At 59.0% G+C, this 17,243-nt stretch carries 15 protein-coding genes; 10 read left to right on the top strand and 5 right to left on the bottom strand.

The genetic code is table 11. The annotated features are described in order from the left end of the window. Positions 1-70: 70 nt before the first annotated feature. The 3 genes from H663_RS27395 to H663_RS27385 form a co-directional block, all read right to left on the bottom strand. Positions 71-2,368, bottom strand: coding sequence for an NADP-dependent malic enzyme (locus H663_RS27395; RefSeq protein ID WP_053170555.1), 2,298 nt, complete (start codon positions 2,366-2,368; stop codon positions 71-73). Positions 2,369-2,592: 224 nt separating this feature from the next. Next, positions 2,593-4,074, bottom strand: coding sequence for a nucleobase:cation symporter-2 family protein (locus H663_RS27390; protein ID WP_053170553.1), 1,482 nt, complete (start codon positions 4,072-4,074; stop codon positions 2,593-2,595). A 233-nt stretch (positions 4,075-4,307) separates the two neighbouring features. Beyond that, on the bottom strand, positions 4,308-4,931 hold the full coding sequence (locus H663_RS27385; protein ID WP_053170549.1) for a response regulator: 624 nt from the start codon (positions 4,929-4,931) through the stop codon (positions 4,308-4,310). Positions 4,932-5,129: 198 nt separating this feature from the next. On the opposite strand from H663_RS27385, the gene H663_RS27380 reads away from it, so the two are divergent. Genes H663_RS27380 through H663_RS27370 form a run of 3 tightly spaced genes read left to right on the top strand, consistent with a single transcriptional unit; the run spans position 5,130 to position 8,902 of the window. Then, the gene (locus H663_RS27380) at positions 5,130-6,851 is read left to right on the top strand and encodes a long-chain fatty acid--CoA ligase (protein ID WP_053170546.1); all 1,722 of its coding nucleotides are present in this window, start codon (positions 5,130-5,132) and stop codon (positions 6,849-6,851) included. After that, the gene (locus H663_RS27375; RefSeq protein ID WP_205872690.1) at positions 6,848-7,861 is read left to right on the top strand and encodes an LLM class flavin-dependent oxidoreductase; all 1,014 of its coding nucleotides are present in this window, start codon (positions 6,848-6,850) and stop codon (positions 7,859-7,861) included. Before H663_RS27380 ends, H663_RS27375 begins: the two co-directional genes overlap by 4 nt. 21 nt (positions 7,862-7,882) lie before the next feature. Beyond that, a complete protein-coding gene (locus H663_RS27370) occupies positions 7,883-8,902 on the top strand; it encodes a methionine synthase (protein WP_053170544.1) in 1,020 nt (339 codons plus the stop codon). A gap of 109 nt (positions 8,903-9,011) precedes the next feature. On the opposite strand, the gene H663_RS27365 is transcribed toward H663_RS27370, so the two are convergent. Next, positions 9,012-9,794 (bottom strand): BPSS1780 family membrane protein, encoded by a 783-nt coding sequence (locus H663_RS27365; protein WP_053170541.1) that lies wholly within the window; start codon positions 9,792-9,794, stop codon positions 9,012-9,014. A 22-nt stretch (positions 9,795-9,816) separates the two neighbouring features. Continuing rightward, positions 9,817-10,767 (bottom strand): homoserine kinase, encoded by a 951-nt coding sequence (locus H663_RS27360; RefSeq protein ID WP_053170537.1) that lies wholly within the window; start codon positions 10,765-10,767, stop codon positions 9,817-9,819. A gap of 158 nt (positions 10,768-10,925) precedes the next feature. Here H663_RS27360 and H663_RS27355 point away from each other — a divergent pair, with 158 nt between their 5' ends. The 7 genes from H663_RS27355 to H663_RS27325 all read left to right on the top strand — a co-directional run bounded on the left by H663_RS27355 (position 10,926) and on the right by H663_RS27325 (position 17,167). Continuing rightward, positions 10,926-11,975 (top strand): adenosine deaminase, encoded by a 1,050-nt coding sequence (locus tag H663_RS27355; protein WP_053170534.1) that lies wholly within the window; start codon positions 10,926-10,928, stop codon positions 11,973-11,975. 29 nt (positions 11,976-12,004) lie between these two features. Further along, positions 12,005-12,490, top strand: a complete 486-nt coding sequence (locus tag H663_RS42185) for a Fic family protein (protein WP_053170529.1) — start codon at positions 12,005-12,007, stop codon at positions 12,488-12,490. A gap of 22 nt (positions 12,491-12,512) precedes the next feature. After that, positions 12,513-13,313 carry a metallophosphoesterase family protein gene (locus H663_RS27345; RefSeq protein ID WP_053170526.1) on the top strand — a complete coding sequence of 267 codons (801 nt, stop codon included), beginning with the start codon at positions 12,513-12,515 and terminating at the stop codon, positions 13,311-13,313. A 17-nt stretch (positions 13,314-13,330) separates the two neighbouring features. Beyond that, the gene (locus tag H663_RS27340) at positions 13,331-13,624 is read left to right on the top strand and encodes a YciI family protein (protein WP_053170523.1); all 294 of its coding nucleotides are present in this window, start codon (positions 13,331-13,333) and stop codon (positions 13,622-13,624) included. Between the two features lie 159 nt (positions 13,625-13,783). Beyond that, positions 13,784-14,881 (top strand): BMP family ABC transporter substrate-binding protein, encoded by a 1,098-nt coding sequence (locus H663_RS27335; RefSeq protein ID WP_053170520.1) that lies wholly within the window; start codon positions 13,784-13,786, stop codon positions 14,879-14,881. Positions 14,882-15,080: 199 nt separating this feature from the next. Further along, positions 15,081-15,650, top strand: a complete 570-nt coding sequence (gene dcd, locus H663_RS27330; RefSeq protein ID WP_019425458.1) for a dCTP deaminase — start codon at positions 15,081-15,083, stop codon at positions 15,648-15,650. Positions 15,651-15,718: 68 nt separating this feature from the next. After that, entirely contained in the window at positions 15,719-17,167 is a 1,449-nt protein-coding gene (locus H663_RS27325; protein WP_053170517.1) for a DEAD/DEAH box helicase, read from the top strand. Positions 17,168-17,243 lie beyond the last annotated feature (76 nt).

The raw sequence follows: 17,243 nt of genomic DNA, 5'->3' as shown, positions 1-17,243 counted from the left end.
CGGGGCCTTTTGTAGCTGTTTCGGCTGGATGGGTGCAGGGGCATCCGTGATGGGTGCCCCTGCAGGTGCCTCAGTGGTGGGCTTGTGCCACTGCCAGAGCGGTCATGTTCAGCACCCGGCGCACGGTGGCGGCGGGCGTGAGGATGTGCGCTGTGGCGGACGTGCCCATCAGGATGGGGCCCACCGTCACGCCACCGCTGGTGGTGGTTTTCATGACGTTGTACAAAATGTTGGCCGCGTCCAGATTGGGGCAGACCAGCAAGTTGGCCGAGCCGCTCAGGGTGCCGTCTTCGATGTAGGCGCTGCGAATTTCGGGCTGCAGGGCCGCATCGCCGTGCAGCTCGCCATCGCACTCGATGTCGGGGTGCTGGGCCACGAACAGATCACGCGCCAGACGCATCTTGCGTGCAGACGCCCGCTTGGACGAACCGTAGCTCGAATGGGAGAGGAAGGCCACTTTGGGCACGATGCCAAAGCGCTGGACTTCCTGCGCGGCCATATAGGCGATCTCCGCCAGTTGCTCGGCGCTGGGGTCTTCATTGACATAGGTGTCAGTGACGAAGAGTGGGCCCTGGTTGGTCATGAGGGCGTTCACGGCGGCGTAGTTGCCTGCACCGGCGCGCTTGCCCAGGATGCTGTCGATGCGCTCCAAGTGCGTCATGTAGGTGCCTGCCAGGCCGCAGATCATGGCGTCGGCGTCGCCCAGCGAGACCATGAGCGAGCCGATGATGGTGTTGGATCGGCGCACCGCAGCCTTGGCCACAGCGGGGGTGGCACCGTTGCGCTTCATCAACTGGTGATAGTGTTCCCAGTACTGGCGGAAACGCGGATCGTCTTCGGGATTGACGTTCTCGGCGTCTACGCCCAAGCGCATGCGCAGACCGGCTTTTTCGATGCGGGCGGAGATGACCGAAGGGCGACCGATCAGGATTGGGTGGGCCAGCTTTTCGTCGATGGCCATTTGAGCGGCACGCAGGGCGCGCTCGTCTTCGCCATCGGCATAGGCCACGCGCTTGGCGCTGTGGGCCACGGCTTTGGCGGCGTTGAAGATGGGGCGCATCAACAGGCCGGTTTGCGTCACGAAGCTTTGCAGCTGCTGGCGGTAGGCGTCCATGTCGGTGATCGGGCGCATGGCCACGCCCGAATCTGCGGCCGCTTGAGCCACGGCGGGCGCAATGCGCAAGATCAAACGCGAGTCAAATGGCTTGGGGATCAGGTAGTCGCTGCCAAAGGTCAGGTCTTGTCCAGCGTAGGCACTGGCCACTTCTTCGCTGATGTCGGCTTTGGCCAGGTCGGCGATCTGGCGCACGCAGGCCAGCTTCATGGCCTCGGTGATCTTGGTGGCGCCGCAGTCGAGTGCACCCCGGAAGATGTAGGGGAAGCACAGGACGTTGTTCACCTGGTTGGGGTAGTCCGAGCGGCCAGTAGCGATGATGCAGTCCGGGCGAGCGGCTTTGGCCAATTCGGGGCGAATTTCAGGTTCTGGATTGGCCAGCGCCAGGATGATGGGCTTATCGGCCATGGTCTTGACCATGTCCACCGTCATCACGCCGGGGGCCGAGCAGCCCAGGAACACGTCAGCGCCCTTGACCGCATCGGCCAAGGTGCGGTCATCGGTCTTTTGTGCATAGCGGGCTTTGGATTCATCGTAGCCACCGGGGCGGCCTTCGTAGATCACGCCCTTGGAGTCGCACACAAAAATGTTGCTGGTCTTCACGCCCAGACCGACCATCACATCCAGGCAAGCAATGGCCGCAGCGCCTGCGCCCGACACGGCCACTTTGACTTGGGCAATGTCCTTGCCTACCAGTTCCAGGCCGTTGAGCATGGCGGCGGCCGAGATGATGGCGGTGCCGTGCTGGTCGTCGTGGAAGACCGGGATGTTCATGCGTTCGCGCAGCTTCTTCTCGATGTAAAAGCACTCGGGCGCTTTGATGTCTTCGAGGTTGATGCCGCCCAAGGTCGGCTCCATGCTGGCGATGATCTCGACCAGCTTGTCGGGGTCACGCTCGGCCAGCTCGATGTCGAACACGTCAATGCCCGCGAACTTCTTGAACAGGCCGCCTTTGCCTTCCATGACGGGCTTGCTGGCCAGCGGGCCGATGTCGCCCAGACCCAGCACGGCGGTGCCGTTGGTGATCACAGCCACGAGGTTGCCGCGTGAGGTGTATTCGTGGGCTTTGGAGGGGTCAGCCGCAATGTCCAGACACGGGTAAGCCACACCAGGCGAGTAGGCCAGCGACAAATCGCGCTGGTTGGACATGGGTTTGGTGGGGTTGACCGAAATTTTGCCGCGTGTGGGGTAGCGGTGGTAGTCACGGGCGGCGTCGCGCAGGGCTTGTTCGGCGGGGGAGAGGTTGTCGCTCATTGTTGTTATCTCAATTGATCAAGGAAAAACACGTAAGTGTTGAAATCGTAACCCATCTGGAGCTGCCTTCTGCCCGGAATGACCCCTCAAAAAAGCAAATTGCCAAGCACTTGGCTTGGCTTGTTGCTGTCGGGTGCGGCAGCTCCGCCCAGGTGGGGAATGCTGGCGGTGTGGTCAGCGCCTGGTCACGACGGGGCGTCGCGTCGCCCCATTCAATGCGGTCTTCAGTGCGAGTCGGCTTGCTTGGCCGCTTCGACGGCGTCGCTGCTGTCGCCGTGTGCCCCGTTGAAGTACAGATTCAAGAGCACAGCGCTGATGGAGGCCAGCAAGATGCCCGACTCGATCAGGGGGTGGATGCTATGCGGCATCCACTGCAGGTAGCGCGGCGCGATCAGAGGGATCATGCCAAAGCCGATCGAAATCGCCACGATGAACAGGTTGTTGCGGTTGCCCTTGTAGTCCACGTTGGCCAGGATGCGGATGCCGGTGGCAGCCACCATGCCGAACATCACCAAGCCCGCACCGCCCAACACAAAGGTGGGCAGCGACTCGACCAGAGCCGCCATTTTGGGCAGCAGCCCCAGCACGATCAGGATCACACCACCGGCCACGCAGACGAAGCGGCTTTTCACGCCCGTCACGCCCACCAGGCCCACGTTTTGCGAGAAGCTGGTGTAGGGGAAGGTGTTGAAAATGCCGCCGATCAGCGTGCCCAGACCGTCGGTGCGCAGGCCTGCAGTGAGCATTTTTTGATCGACTTTTTTGCCGGTCAGATCGCCCAAAGCGAGGAACATGCCGGTCGATTCGATCATCACCACGATCATCACCAAGGTCATGGTCAGGATCAGGATCGGGTCAAAGACGGGGGTGGCAATTTCGAAGGGCAGCACCAAGTCAAACCAGCCGGCTTTGCCGACTTTTTCGAAGCTCATGAGCCCGGCCGCTGTGGCCACCACGCCACCGATCACGATGCCCAGCAGCACCGAAATGTTGGCCACAAAGCCTCGGGCGTATTTGGCAATCAGCAAGATGGACGCCAACACAATGGCAGCGATGCCGATGTGCGACAGCTGCGCGTACTTGGGGTTGGGCACCGAGCCTACGATGCTCATGCCCGCTGGTACCGGTGGTACCGCGCCCGTGCTGGCCGCTTGTTTGGCGGCATCGAGCCAGGCCAGGTGTTCCGGATTGGGAATGGTGGGCGCTGTGGGGCCGAAGGGGTTGCCAAAAATCCAGTTGATGCCCACGCGCATCAAACTGATGCCGATGACGGCAATGATGGTGCCCGTGACCACAGGCGGGAAAAACCGCAGCATGCGACTCACGATGGGCGCAATCAAGATCGATATCACCCCCGCGCCAATGATGGCCCCGAAGATCAGCCCTGCGCCTTGCACGCCGGGGTTGTTGTTGGCCATGGCCACCATCGGGGCCACAGACGCAAACGTCACGCCCATCATCACCGGCAGCTTGATGCCAAACCACTGGGTGGCACCCAGCGACTGGATCAGCGTGACGATGCCGCAGCAAAACAGGTCGGCGGAAATCAGCATGGCCACTTGCTCGGGGCTGAGTTTGAGGGCACGGCCGACGATCAGCGGCACCGCTACGGCACCGGCATACATCACCAGCACATGTTGCAGGCCCAAAGCGGCGAGCTTGCCAGAGGGCAGTTTTTCGTCCACGGGGTGGATGGTTGAACTCATGGAGGGGTCTCCTTGGAAGTAAACGGGGAGGGAAACAGGCCAAAGAGACTAGATGTGTGCTTCTTTGTGTGCCAAACTGTATACAAAGAATGGCCAATCAGGCATGCGTGAAAACCCTGCACTGCTTGAGATGAAAAAAAAGCCACTGCAGAAGTTGCAGTGGCTTGAAGAGGAGTTGAAAAGTGAAATTTAAGGGCTGTGCGCCGTGGCGCTGGGATGGCTAAAAATGGAAATCAGGCTGTCGCTTGCAGTTCAACTTTTCGCCCGGCCATCAGGGCAGTGAAAAATCCGTTGAACCACTGCATGTTGATCGGTTTGGCCATGAAGATGGTGCCTTCGGGCAGGCCGCCGCGAGCTGCAATTTCTTCCTGCGTCAAGGCGGAAATCACCAAGCAAGTCATGCGGTTGAACTGGGAGGTTTGGCGCAGAGTGCGCAAAAGTTCAAATCCGTCTACGCCCGGCATGTTGAGGTCAGCGATCATGACGTCGGGCTGAATGCTGGAGATGTCGATCAAAGCTTCGAGGCCGGAGGACATGGCGGTGCAGTCCACAGGCATTTCGCAACGGTTGCAGAAATCGCGAAGCATGTCCCTTGTGACTGCATCGTCTTCCACCAGCAGCACTTTGAGTCGGCCTTCTCGGTTGTCGAGCGGAGACATCAGCATATTGTGCTTGCGCTGGTACTCACGAATGGAGGGCATCGAGATGCGGCGATGCCCACCTTGGGTTTTCCAGGCTTGGAGCTCATTTTTTTCAACGAGTGTCTGGATCGTCCCCACCGACAGTCCAAGTAATTTGGCTGCGTAGGTAGTGCCGCAATAATCTTCGAGGGTGTCGGGGGTGTGTTGTGTTTGCATGCGTTTATTTTAGTGATAAAAATGTTAATGGGACACGAAAAATAACACAAAGGAATAAAAAAATAAACAATTTGAAACAATTTATGGGGTCTTTATGTACCTGACTTGATCGTCTCCGCTGCGACAAACTGCGATACATGCTGTATCGACAAGAAGATTAACATGCAATCATCCTCTTTTTGTCACTGGAGACTTCTGATGCCCGCTCACGACGCTGTTTGGCCCGCTCGGTTACCGACAAGGATCACACCGCCGGCCACGTCGCTTTGGATGAATTTGGCCATCAGCGCCCTGCGTTACCCTGAAAAGGCTGCACTGGTGTTCATGGGGCGAGTTTGGACATTCCGTGAACTGTTGCAGGCCGCTGAGCACATGGCGGCGCATTTGTCTGCCTTGGGCGTGCAGACGGGGGACCGTGTGGTCCTCAATATGCAAAACTGCCCACAGTTGGTCATCACCCATTTCGCCATCTTGCGTCTTGATGCCGTTGTGGTGCCGGTCAACCCGATGAACCGGGCTGAAGAGCTCAAGCATTACATCGTTGACCCGGATACGCGTGTGGCAGTGACCACTGCTGATCTTGCGTCAGAGTTGGCCCAGGCCAGCGAAGCCTTGCCCGACGGGCGGCGCCTGCAACATTTGGTGGTGACGCACTTCACGGATGTGTTTGATCCAGACCGGGTGAGCCCTGAGGACTTGCCTCAGTCTTGGCGCAGCTGGTTGCTGCCGCAGCACACGCTGCCTTCCTTGACTTCTGGACAGGTTCACGCCTGGGCCGATTTGGTGGTGCAAGCGGCTCCTGTCAGCTTGCACCAGGTCCAAGCCACGCCTTCTGACATGGCATTGTTGCCCTATACCAGTGGCACCACCGGATTGCCCAAAGGCTGCATGCACACACACAGCACCATCATGCACAACGCCATGGCCAGTGGTCTTTGGGGTAATGGCACGCCAGAAAACGTGACTTTGTGCGTGGTGCCCATGTTCCACATCACCGGCATGGTCAGCTTGATGCACACCAATATTTTGCTGGGGTCGTGTCTGGTCATCATGCCGCGCTGGGACCGAGATGTGGCCGGACATTTGATTTCCAAATGGAAAGTGACCCACTGGACCAACATCCCGACCATGGTGATTGATTTGCTGGGCAGCCCGAACATGCACAAATACGACCTGTCCAGCCTGGTCTACATCGGCGGTGGCGGTGCGGCCATGCCCGAGGCTGTGGCACAGCGCTTGCTGGACCAGTTTGGCCTGCGCTACGCCGAAGGGTATGGCCTGACCGAAACAGCGGCACCCTCGCACAGCAACCCGCCTGATCACCCCAAGAAGCAGTGTCTGGGCATTCCTTTCATGAGTGTCGATGCCCGCGTGGTGAATCCGGATACCCTTGATGAATTGGCACAAGGTGAGTCGGGTGAAATTGTGATTTGTGGCCCGCAGGTGTTCAAGGGTTATTGGAAGCGCCCAGACGCCACGGCTGCAGCGTTTTTTGAGCGCGATGGCAAGTCGTTCTTTCGATCAGGGGACATGGGCCGCGTGGACGAAGAAGGCTATTTCTTCATGACCGATCGCTTGAAACGCATGATCAACGCCAGCGGTTTCAAGGTATGGCCTGCCGAGGTCGAAGCGCTGATGTTTCGCCACCCTGCCATACAGGAAGCTTGCATCATTTCAACACGCGATGCCTATCGCGGCGAATCTGTCAAAGCTGTTGTCGTGTTGCGCCAGGATCACCAAGGCAAAGTGAGCGAGCAGGACATCATTGACTGGTGCCGCGAGAACATGGCTGTTTACAAAATTCCGCGTGTGGTCAGTTTTGCAGACGCCTTGCCCAAGAGTGGCAGTGGCAAGGTCATGTGGCGTGCTTTGCAAGAGGCAGAAATGGCCGCCCTTGACCCTGCAGGCAAGCCCCAATGAGTTTGAAACTTTCCATCCTCGATCAGTCCGCTGCCGCCCATGGGCGCGGGCAGGACGAGACCATTCGTCAAACGCTGGCGCTGGCCCAACAAGCCGAGGCATGGGGATACCACCGCTTTTGGGTGAGCGAGCACCACAGCCACCCCAGCATCGTGGGGACAGCCCCCGAGGTGTTGATGGCAGCGATTGCAGCCCGCACGCAGCGCATTCGCTTGGGCAGTGCAGGTGTGATGCTGCCGCATTACGCGGCCCTCAAGGTGGCTGAGCAGTTTCGGGTGCTTGATGCTTTGGCCCCGCGCCGCATTGATCTGGGCGTGGGACGAGCGCCCGGCAGTGACGGACGCACTGCGCAATTGCTCAACCCCGACCGCAATGCCTCAGAGCGTTTCCCGCAACAGGTGATGGAGCTGCAAGCTTGGGTGAATGGACAGAATCTCCCACCCGGCCACCCTGGGCACAAGGTGTATGCGTACCCGCAGTCGGACACTGCGCCCGACATCTGGATGCTGGGCAGCTCGGACTATGGCGCTCAGCTGGCGGCGCACTTGGGGCTGCCGTATGCATTTGCCTATTTCATCACCGATGGGCAGGGTGCTGACGAAGCGCTGCAGATTTACCGTGAGACTTTTCGCCCCAGTGCAGGTCTTCAAAAACCAAACGCGGCTTTGTGTGTGTGGGCCTTGGCCGCTGACACCGACGAAGAAGCGCTGCGCCTGTTTGAAAGCCGTGCCCGTTGGAAAATGGACCGCAACCTGGGTCGCATCGGTGCGCTCTTGCCGCCCGAAGACGCGGCGCGTGATTACAGCCCGGCTGAGCAGTTCGCACTCGAGCGCCTGCGTGAAGGGGCCCTGATCGGCTCGGCAGCCACCTTGGGCCGCAAACTGCGCCAATTGGCCGCACGGCTGGAGGTCGATGAGCTGGTGCTCATCACCTGGACGCACGACCCTGCGGCGCAAAGCCGATCCTATGAATTGATGGCGCAAGAATTTGCGCTCACCCCATCGACCTGATTGATAAATAAGGAGCACACCATGTTCACCACAGCGATCGCTGGCAGCTTGCCTAAACCCTCTTGGCTTGCCGAAACCGAAAAACTCTGGCCTCAGTGGACAACGCAAGGCCCTGAGTTGCAGCAAGCCAAGGCTGACGCCACGCTGCTGTGGATCAAGGCGCAAGAAGACGCCGGGCTGGACGTGATCGGTGACGGCGAACAGGCGCGCCAGCACTTTGTGCATGGCTTTGTCGAGCAGGTCGAGGGCATCGACTTTGTGAACAAAGTCACCATGGGCATCCGCAACAACCGCTACGACGCGCAGGTGCCACAGGTCGTTGCACCGTTGCGCCTGAAGGGCCGCGTGCACGCCTTCGAGGCCCAGCTGGCCCGTGCCCATACCCAGAAAAAACTCAAATTCACCTTGCCCGGCCCCATGACGATTGTGGACACCGTGGCCGACCGCTTTTACGGCGACAAGGTCAAAATGGCCATGGCCTTTGCCGAGTTGCTCAACCAGGAAGCGCTGGCGCTGCAAGCCGATGGTGTGGACATCATCCAGTTCGATGAACCGGCCTTCAACGTCTACATGGACGAAGCTGCCGACTGGGGCGTGAAGGCACTTGAGATTGCAGCGCGGGGCCTGACCTGCACCACGGCGGTGCATATTTGCTACGGCTACGGCATCGAAGCCAACAACAAATGGAAAGAGACGCTGGGCCACGAATGGCGTCAGTATGAAAAGGTGTTCCCGGCCTTGGCCAAGAGCAGCATTCAGCAAGTGAGCCTCGAGTGCATGCACTCGCATGTGCCCATGGAGATGATGAAGCTGCTGGAGGGCAAGGACGTGATGGTTGGCGTGATCGATGTGGCCAACCCGGCCATCGAGACGGCCGAAGAAATCGCCGACACCATTGGCCGCGCTTTGCAGTTCGTGCCCAAGAATCGCCTGATTGCCTGTACCAACTGTGGCCTGGCCCCCATGAGCCGCGCCGTGGCAGAAGCCAAACTCAAAGCCCTGGCCGAAGGTGCCAAGCTGGCCAGCCAGCGTTACGCCTGAACATCCAGCAGGTCTGCTTTTGTCAGCACGGGCCTGAAAGCGGGGCAATGCCGTGTCAGCTGATGGCTGAAGCCCCCAATGAATGCCTATGTGCAGGTTGGGTGGGCTGTCACTGGGGCGTGTGAGCCTCTGCATCCGAGCTGAAACAATCCTTGACGGTGAACATCATCGAGGTGAAAAACATGGCTGTGACGCACAGCGCCAAAGGAATGAAGATGGCCGCCATCCATTGGGCATCGCCCAGCAGGGTTGAGGCCAGCAAAGCCAAAACGCCCGAAGCCATGAAAACGCCGATCCAGACCAAAACATACAGCGCAAATGCGCGCAAATTGCGCCAACAGGCCACGAAGCTGAAGAACAGACTTTTGACCGCTGGCACGCCCTGCCAGTGCACCAGGGCAGGTGCATGCCAGAACATCATCGACAGGGGAATGTAAAGCAACATGGACAACCACATGGCCGATTGAAATGACGCGTTTTGCACCAACTCGGGGGTTATGGCCGCTGCACCAAAATACACCTTGGCAAAAGTGCCGCCGTCCACCAACACCGAGGCCAACATGACCCCGATGAACAGCAAGGCGTACAGACCGCCCAGTACAAACATGGCCTTGCGCTGCGGGCCGGTTTTGAGTGCTACAAACAACACCGCTGGCATGGGGAATTTGCCATCAGCAGCCTCCTGGGTGGCAGCCATCGTGCCCAGTGTCAGGCTGGGCAGCACCATCAAGGCCAAGGCCGGTCCGATGAACGGCACCATCGAGACCAAAGACACGGTGGCCATGAAGAGGAAAAACAGGCCCGACATGGCCAGCGGCTGACGCCAAAACGTGCGAATGCCTTGCATCGCCCAATGCGGACCAGAGCGGGCAGGGACAATGTTCAATTGCATGGTGATGTGCTCAAAAAAGCGTTCAAAGGGTCACGGGTTGATCGATGCGTCCACGCAGCACGCGCTCAAAGTGCGTGGGGTCGTGCGGCTTGAGCATCGAGGCTTCGCGTGGCAGAAAAAAGTCCCAAAGGCGTGAAATCCAAAAGCGCAATGCACCAGCCCGCAGCATGGCAGGCAGCAATTCACGTTCTGCAGCGCTCAAGGGGCGCACGGCCATGTAGCTGTGCAGCATGGCCAGGGCGCGATCCGGGTCGTGCCTGCCAGATGGCAAGTCGATGCACCAATCGTTCAGGCAGACGGCCAGGTCAAACAACCAGGCGTCCACACCAGCAAAGTAAAAGTCAAAAAAACCTGTGAGCTGCTCGCCATCAAACATCACGTTGTCGCGAAACAGGTCGGCATGCACAGGGCCACGGGGCAGGGCCGCATAAGCAGCGCCCTGTGCGATGTGGTTTTGGTAAGCCAATTCACTGCGCAGCAGGCTCGCTTGCGCCTCATCGAGGTGGGGCAGCACCACGGGCACCGTCACATTCCACCAGGGCAGGCCACGCAGATTGGGTTGGTTGCGGTTGTAATCGGACCCGGCCAAGTGCATGCGTGCCAACATGTCCCCCACAGCGGCGCAGTGGGCGGTTTGGGGTCGCAACTGGCTTTTGCCTGCCAATTTGTTCACCACAGCGGCGGGTTTACCGCTGAGGGTGTGCAAGACATCGCCATCTCTGTTGGCTGCGGGGTCCGGCACCGGGATGCCACGGCCTGCCAAGTGCTTCATCAGAAACAAATAAAAGGGCAGCTGTTCGTGGGTCAGGCGCTCAAAAACGGTCAGTACATACTCACCTTGATCGGTGGTGGCAAAGTAATTGGTGTTTTCAATGCCGCCCTCAATGCCGCGTAAAGCGCACAGTTGCCCCAAATTCAGGGACTGCATCAGGTCATTGGCCTGGGTTTCGGTGACTTCGGTGAATACCGCCATGGTTGCAATCGGTGGCCCGCTGAATGGCCGGTGTGTGAACGAAGGGGAGATTGTAGGCGGGCAGGCACTGCACCCAGGGTGCATCTTGGGCCAATGAATGTGTGTTGGCGCAAGGACTCACAGATTAATATGCGGGGCTGATACTTCAAAGGCCGCACATGTTCAAAGTCCACGCCATCCCCCCAGAGCGCTTGCCTGAGTTGCTGAGCCTCATGCCCAAGGCCGAGCTGCACATCCACATCGAGGGCTCACTCGAGCCCGAGTTGATCTTTGCGCTGGCCAAGCGCAACGACGTGCAGCTGCCCTATGCCGATGTGGCCGCCTTGCGCAGCGCCTACGCATTCACCAACCTGCAAAGTTTTCTGGACCTGTATTACGCCGGAGCCAGCGTGCTGCTGCACGAGCAGGATTTTTACGACATGGCCTGGGCCTATTTTGAAAAAGCTAAGGCCGATCATGTGGTGCGGGCAGAACTGTTTTTTGACCCACAAACCCACACCGCACGCGGCGTGGCCATGGGCGCGGTCATCGAAGGCCTGAGCCGCGCCTGCCGCGATGCGCACACCCAGCTGGGCATCAGCGCCGATCTGATCCTGTGCTTTTTGAGGCACCTGTCTGAAGACGAAGCACTGGCCACGCTGGAAGAAGCCATGCCCTGGCGCGAACACTTCATCGGCGTGGGGCTCGATTCGAGCGAGCTGGGCCACCCGCCCGAAAAGTTTGCCCGCGTGTTTGCCCGCGCCCGCGAGCTGGGCTTGCACTGCGTGGCCCATGCGGGCGAAGAAGGTCCACCCGCCTACATCTGGGGCGCACTCGACGTGCTGCAGGTCGAGCGCATCGACCACGGCGTGCAAGCCATCCACGACGCGGGTCTGATGCAGCGCCTGGCCGACAGCCAGATGCCGCTCACGGTCTGCCCGCTGTCCAACCTCAAGCTGTGTGTGTTCAAAAACCTGGCCGACCACAACCTGGGTCAGATGCTGGATGCGGGCCTGTGCATCACCCTCAACTCGGACGACCCGGCCTATTTTGGCGGCTACCTGAACGACAACTACCTGCAAACCTTTGCGGCCCTGCACCTGAACGCCCAGCAAGCCTACAAACTGGCCGCCAACAGCATCGAAGCGAGCTTTGCACCCGAGGCCGACAAGCACCGCTGGATGCATGAACTGAAGGCTTGTTTTCAGGGGTTTGCCGAGCAGGATTGAACGTTTTGCTTCCACCGCGTGAGAGGCTGATGGGCGCGCATTCGTCCAGCCCCTACAACCCGGCGATAGCCAATGCTTTTTTCAGGGCGGGCGAAATCGAAGCATGGGGCCGTGGGGTGGAGCGCATCTTTGCGGTATGCGCGGCGGCTGGCACGCCCAAGCCCCTGCTGCGCTACCAACCGTTTGACATGTGGCTGGAATTCCCATTTGACCCCGCCTATTTGGAGGTGCTCAGGGCGGGGCAAGGGCAGAGCGAACAAGTCGAAGCCCAAGTCACCCCCGAAGTCACCCCCGAAGTGGAGCGCATGTTGAGGCGGGTCCATGGCGAGATGAGCCGCGTTGAATTGATGAGCGCGTTGGGCTTGAAAGACGAAAAACACTTCCGTGTCCACTGTCGGCAAACGGCTTTGGCCTTGGGCGTTCTGGAGATGACGGTCCCCGACAAGCCCCAGAGTCGACTTCAAAAATACCGACTGACGCCAGCAGGTCGACGCTGGCTTGCCAGACAGGCTTAAAACATAACAAGAGGGGGGCGTGATGCGTTTGGCATTTGTTTCAGATATTCATGGCAATTTGGCTGCTTTGGACGCCGTGATTGCCGACATGAGTCATCGCAAAATTCAGTGTGTGGTGAATTTGGGCGACAGCTTGAGTGGCCCATTGCTTCCCCTTGAGACCGCAGACCGACTTCAACATTTACCTTGGTTGCATGTCGCAGGTAACCATGAGCGCCAGGTGTTGCGCTTACCGATCGAGCGACAAAATTTGTCGGATGCATACACATCGGCTCAATTGAATCCGTTGGTCAAAAATTGGTTGACGGCACACGCTGATCCGTCTGACCCCCGGCTGCACAAGGCTCAAATTTGGCCTGAACAATTGGGCCGCGATGTGGCTCTGTGCCATGGCAGTCCTCGCAGCGACATCGAATATTTGTTGGAAACACCCGAAGGCGAGTCAGCCCGATTGGCGAACGTGACAGAGATTGAAGAGCGTTTGGAAGGACGCCTGCCCGAACATATCACCTTGCTGGCCTGTGGACACAGTCACGTTCCACGGGCGGTTCGTTTGAGTTCAAAGTTGCTCATCATCAACCCGGGCAGCGTGGGTTTGCCTGCTTACGATGACGATCACCCTTACCCTTTTTCCAAGTTCCATCGCATAGAGAACGGCAGCCCCGATGCGCGTTATGCGGTGGTCGAAAAATCGGGTGCGGATTGGCGTTGTGAGTTGATCAGCGTGCCCTATAACCATGAATCCATGGCGCTTTTGGCAGACGAGCGTGGCCGTCCTGACTGGGCGCATGCTTTGAGAACTGGGTGGATGCCCAGAGTTTGAACCAAGGAAACTTGACCATGTTGTTTGCCGTTTTATTCACTGATCGACCCGACCAAGCCGCTTTGCGTGCCACGTATTTGCAGGCCCACATTGATTGGGTGGCTGCACACCAGGCGCAAGTGCGCGTGGCCGGCAGTTTGCGCGAGCAGCTTGGGCAGGTGCCCAAAGGTGGCTTGTGGATCGTTGAGTCCGAGACCAAAGAAAGCGTCCATCAATTGATGCAGACCGACCCTTTTTGGACTTGCGGGCTGCGCCAGAGCGTGGAAGTTTTGCATTGGAGCAAAGCGCTGGACCAGCAGGTGCTGGTCTGAGGTTTTGTCACACGCTGTCCTGCTGCCATGATTTTCTGTGTGTTGCAGCTCAGGCGTGGGACTGATCTGGATAAAGCAGCCATGTAAAATCAACCCCCGAAGCCCGCTGCCCCGGCGGGCTTTGTTTTGTTCAATCTCGGGGCCATGTAGAGGACTACCATGTATAAAAACCTCGCTGCCACGTTCGTGGCCGCCTGCTTTTTTCTTCCCGCCGTTCAGGCCCAAATCTCAGCACCAACCACTCCCAAATCCACCCAGCCCCTCAAGGCGGGTTTCGTCTATGTCTCGCCCATCACTGAGGCGGGCTGGACCAAGCAGCACGACGAGGGCCGCAAGGCCGTTGAGAAGGCTTTGGGCGATCAGGTCAAGACCACTTTTGTGGCCGATGTGGCGGAGGGTGCTGACGCCGAGCGCGTGATCCGCGATCTCGCTAGCCAAGGCCACCAGATCATTTTCACGCCCAGTTTTGGCTACATGGAGCCCACGCTCAAGGTGGCCAAAGACTTTCCAAGCGTGAAGTTTGAATCGGTCACCGGCTTCAAGACCGCGCCCAACGTGGCGGCCTCCAACGCCCGCTATTACGAAGGCCGCTACCTGGCGGGCATCGCAGCCGGGCGCATGACGAAAACGAATGTGGCCGGTTATGTGGCGGGCTTTCCGATTCCCGAAGTCCTGCAGGGCATCAACGCATTCACTTTGGGCATGCGCTCGGTCAACCCCAAAGCCACTGTCAAGGTGGTCTGGCTCAACGCGTGGTTTGATCCACCGAAAGAGCGCGAAGCGGCCATGGCCTTGTTCAACCAGGATGTCGATGTGATCGCCTTCCACACTGGCTCCACGGCCGTGATGGCCGCTGCGCAAGAGCGCGGCAAGATGGCCGTGGCCTACCACTCGGACATGCGCAAGACCGGGCCTGATGCGCAAATCATCGCCGTGACCCACCAGTGGGGCGACTACTACACGGCCCGTGTCAAGGCGGTCATGAATGGCAGCTGGACTTCGGGCAGTGTGTGGGGTGGCGTCAAGGAAGGCATGATTCGCGTGGGTGACTTTGGCCCCAGGGTGCCCAAAAAGGTCCAAGACGAAATCCTGGCCAAGCAAAAACTGGTGGGTGCAGGCAAGTTGCTGCCTTTTGCCGGGCCGATCATCGACAACGAGGGTCATGTCGTGCTGCCTGCAGGCCAGAGCCTCAATGATGGCCAGATTCTGGGCATGAATTACCTGGTGCAGGGCGTGCAGGGCAAGGTTTCGCGTTGAGGCCTGAGTGTCATTGAGAGGAGCGCAGCGACGCGGCATTCCAGTTACTGCGCGTGCTCACACACTGGATCGCCGCGCTTCACTCGCGATGACGGAAAGTGGTCATTGCGCGGTTCGGGGTGACGGGGCAATCCAACTGCGGCGCTCGTTCGCGGACTCGATCGCCACTAAAATCGTGGCCATCATCAAAGGACGCACCATGAGCATCAAGAGCGACAAATGGATCCGCCGCATGGCCGAGCAGCACGGCATGATTGAGCCGTTTGAGCCCGGTCAGATTCGTCAGAACGCGGCAGGCCAGAAGATCGTGAGCTACGGCACCAGCAGTTATGGCTATGACATTCGTTGCGCCCCTGAATTCAAGGTGTTCACCAACATTTACAGCACGGTGGTGGACCCCAAGAATTTCGATGAGCGCAGTTTTGTGGACATCGAAGGCGATGTCTGCATCATCCCGCCCAACAGCTTTGCACTGGCCCGCACGGTGGAATATTTCCGCATTCCGCGCAATGTGCTGACCATTTGCCTGGGCAAGAGCACCTACGCCCGCTGCGGCATCATCGTCAATGTGACGCCATTCGAGCCGGAGTGGGAAGGCTATGTGACGCTTGAATTCAGCAACACCACGCCGCTGCCCGCCAAAATCTATGCGGGTGAGGGCTGTGCCCAGGTGCTGTTCCTGGAAAGTGACGAAGTGTGTGAGACCAGCTACAAGGACCGTGGCGGCAAGTACCAGGGCCAGGTGGGTGTCACACTGCCCAAAACCTGAACCATGAAACCGAGTCGAGAAACCAGATTTTTTGGGGTCTCAGCCCAAAATGAGACAATAGCGGGTTAATGACCGACTCTTTTTCCAATTTATCGCTGGCACCCACGCTGGCACGAGCCGTAGCCGAAATGGGCTACGAATCCATGACGCCTATCCAGGCCCAAGCCATTCCGGTGGTGTTGACGGGTCAGGACGTGATGGGCGCAGCCCAGACCGGTACCGGCAAAACCGCTGCTTTCTCGCTGCCTCTGTTGCAGCGCCTGCTCAAGCACGAAAACCCTTCCACCTCGCCAGCACGCCACCCTGTGCGCGCTTTGGTGTTGCTGCCCACGCGCGAATTGGCTGATCAGGTGGCCCAACAAATCAAGATGTACGCCAAGTACACCCAACTGCGCAGTGCGGTGGTGTTTGGTGGCATGGACATGAAGCCCCAGACCCTGGAGCTGAAAAAAGGCGTCGAGGTGCTGGTCGCCACACCGGGCCGTTTGCTGGACCACATCGAAGCCAAAAACGCGGTCTTGAACCAGGTGGAATATGTGGTGCTGGACGAAGCCGACCGCATGCTGGACATTGGCTTTTTGCCCGATTTGCAGCGCATTTTGAGTTTCCTGCCCAAGCAGCGCACCACCTTGCTGTTCTCGGCCACGTTCTCGCCAGAGATCAAACGTCTGGCGGGCAGTTACTTGCAAAACCCGGTCACCATCGAGGTGGCCCGTCCCAACGAAACCGCCTCCACCGTCGAGCAGCGCTTTTATGCTGCGCAAGACGAAGACAAGCGCCGTGTGATCCACAAAGTGCTCACCGACCGCGGCATCAAGCAAGCGTTCATTTTTGTGAACAGCAAGTTGGGCTGTGGCCGCCTGGCACGCTCTTTGGAGCGTGAAGGCCTGCGAACAGCGGCTTTGCACGGCGACAAGAGCCAGGACGAGCGCTTGAAGGCCCTTGAGGCCTTCAAGCAAGGCGAAGTGGATTTGCTGGTCTGCACCGATGTGGCCGCGCGTGGTCTGGACATCAAGGATGTACCTGCGGTGTTCAACTTCGATGTGCCCTTCAACGCCGAAGACTATGTGCACCGCATTGGGCGCACCGGCCGAGCCGGGGCTTCCGGCCTGGCCGTGACCCTGGTCAGTCCGTCTGACACGCGTTTGGTGGGCGACATTGAAAAGCTGATCAAGAAACAGCTGGAGGTCGAAACCCTCCAGCTCGACACACAGCCTGCAGTCCCTTCTGCAGGAAAATGGGGCGAACGACCCGAAGACCGCCCTCGTGCACGCCCCTACGAAGGGCGTCGACGCGAAGAGTTTGACCCCCGTGACGCACTGGAGTCCCCACGCCGAGGGGGCTTTCGTCCCGCGCCCATCAGCCGCGATCCGTTTTTTGAAAAGCCCTACGAGGCCCCGCAAACCGATGTGGCCCCAAGTTGGGAGCCCAGTGGTCCCAAGCCCGTGCGTTCCTCGATTTCGGCCAACATCAAGCCCAAGCGCAAGGTGGCGGCCCTCTTCAAGTCCGGCGATTGATCCTCTGGGTTGAGGACATAAGGACCCGGTCTTTACCCGGGCTTTAATGAAGTGACTTGGGGCGCTGTCAAAATCG

The sequence above is a fragment of the Limnohabitans planktonicus II-D5 genome (assembly GCF_001270065.2).
Lineage (GTDB): Bacteria > Pseudomonadota > Gammaproteobacteria > Burkholderiales > Burkholderiaceae_C > Limnohabitans_A > Limnohabitans_A planktonicus.
The sequence above is the reverse complement of the archived record's forward strand: the minus strand, read 5'-3'. Positions and strand labels throughout refer to the sequence as shown.

Bases quoted from the DNA above. Each gene is read 5' to 3' on its own strand.
- H663_RS27345 (WP_053170526.1), top strand. From the start codon at position 12,513: ATGCGTTTGGCATTTGTTTCAGATATTCATGGCAATTTGGCTGCTTTG.
- H663_RS27375 (WP_205872690.1), top strand. From the start codon at position 6,848: ATGAGTTTGAAACTTTCCATCCTCGATCAGTCCGCTGCCGCCCATGGG.
- H663_RS27390 (WP_053170553.1), bottom strand. From the start codon at position 4,074: ATGAGTTCAACCATCCACCCCGTGGACGAAAAACTGCCCTCTGGCAAG.
- H663_RS27370 (WP_053170544.1), top strand. From the start codon at position 7,883: ATGTTCACCACAGCGATCGCTGGCAGCTTGCCTAAACCCTCTTGGCTT.
- H663_RS27340 (WP_053170523.1), top strand. From the start codon at position 13,331: ATGTTGTTTGCCGTTTTATTCACTGATCGACCCGACCAAGCCGCTTTG.
- H663_RS42185 (WP_053170529.1), top strand. From the start codon at position 12,005: ATGGGCGCGCATTCGTCCAGCCCCTACAACCCGGCGATAGCCAATGCT.
- H663_RS27325 (WP_053170517.1), top strand. From the start codon at position 15,719: ATGACCGACTCTTTTTCCAATTTATCGCTGGCACCCACGCTGGCACGA.
- H663_RS27360 (WP_053170537.1), bottom strand. From the start codon at position 10,767: ATGGCGGTATTCACCGAAGTCACCGAAACCCAGGCCAATGACCTGATG.
- H663_RS27365 (WP_053170541.1), bottom strand. From the start codon at position 9,794: ATGCAATTGAACATTGTCCCTGCCCGCTCTGGTCCGCATTGGGCGATG.
- H663_RS27395 (WP_053170555.1), bottom strand. From the start codon at position 2,368: ATGAGCGACAACCTCTCCCCCGCCGAACAAGCCCTGCGCGACGCCGCC.
- H663_RS27380 (WP_053170546.1), top strand. From the start codon at position 5,130: ATGCCCGCTCACGACGCTGTTTGGCCCGCTCGGTTACCGACAAGGATC.
- H663_RS27335 (WP_053170520.1), top strand. From the start codon at position 13,784: ATGTATAAAAACCTCGCTGCCACGTTCGTGGCCGCCTGCTTTTTTCTT.
- H663_RS27355 (WP_053170534.1), top strand. From the start codon at position 10,926: ATGTTCAAAGTCCACGCCATCCCCCCAGAGCGCTTGCCTGAGTTGCTG.
- dcd (WP_019425458.1), top strand. From the start codon at position 15,081: ATGAGCATCAAGAGCGACAAATGGATCCGCCGCATGGCCGAGCAGCAC.
- H663_RS27385 (WP_053170549.1), bottom strand. From the start codon at position 4,931: ATGCAAACACAACACACCCCCGACACCCTCGAAGATTATTGCGGCACT.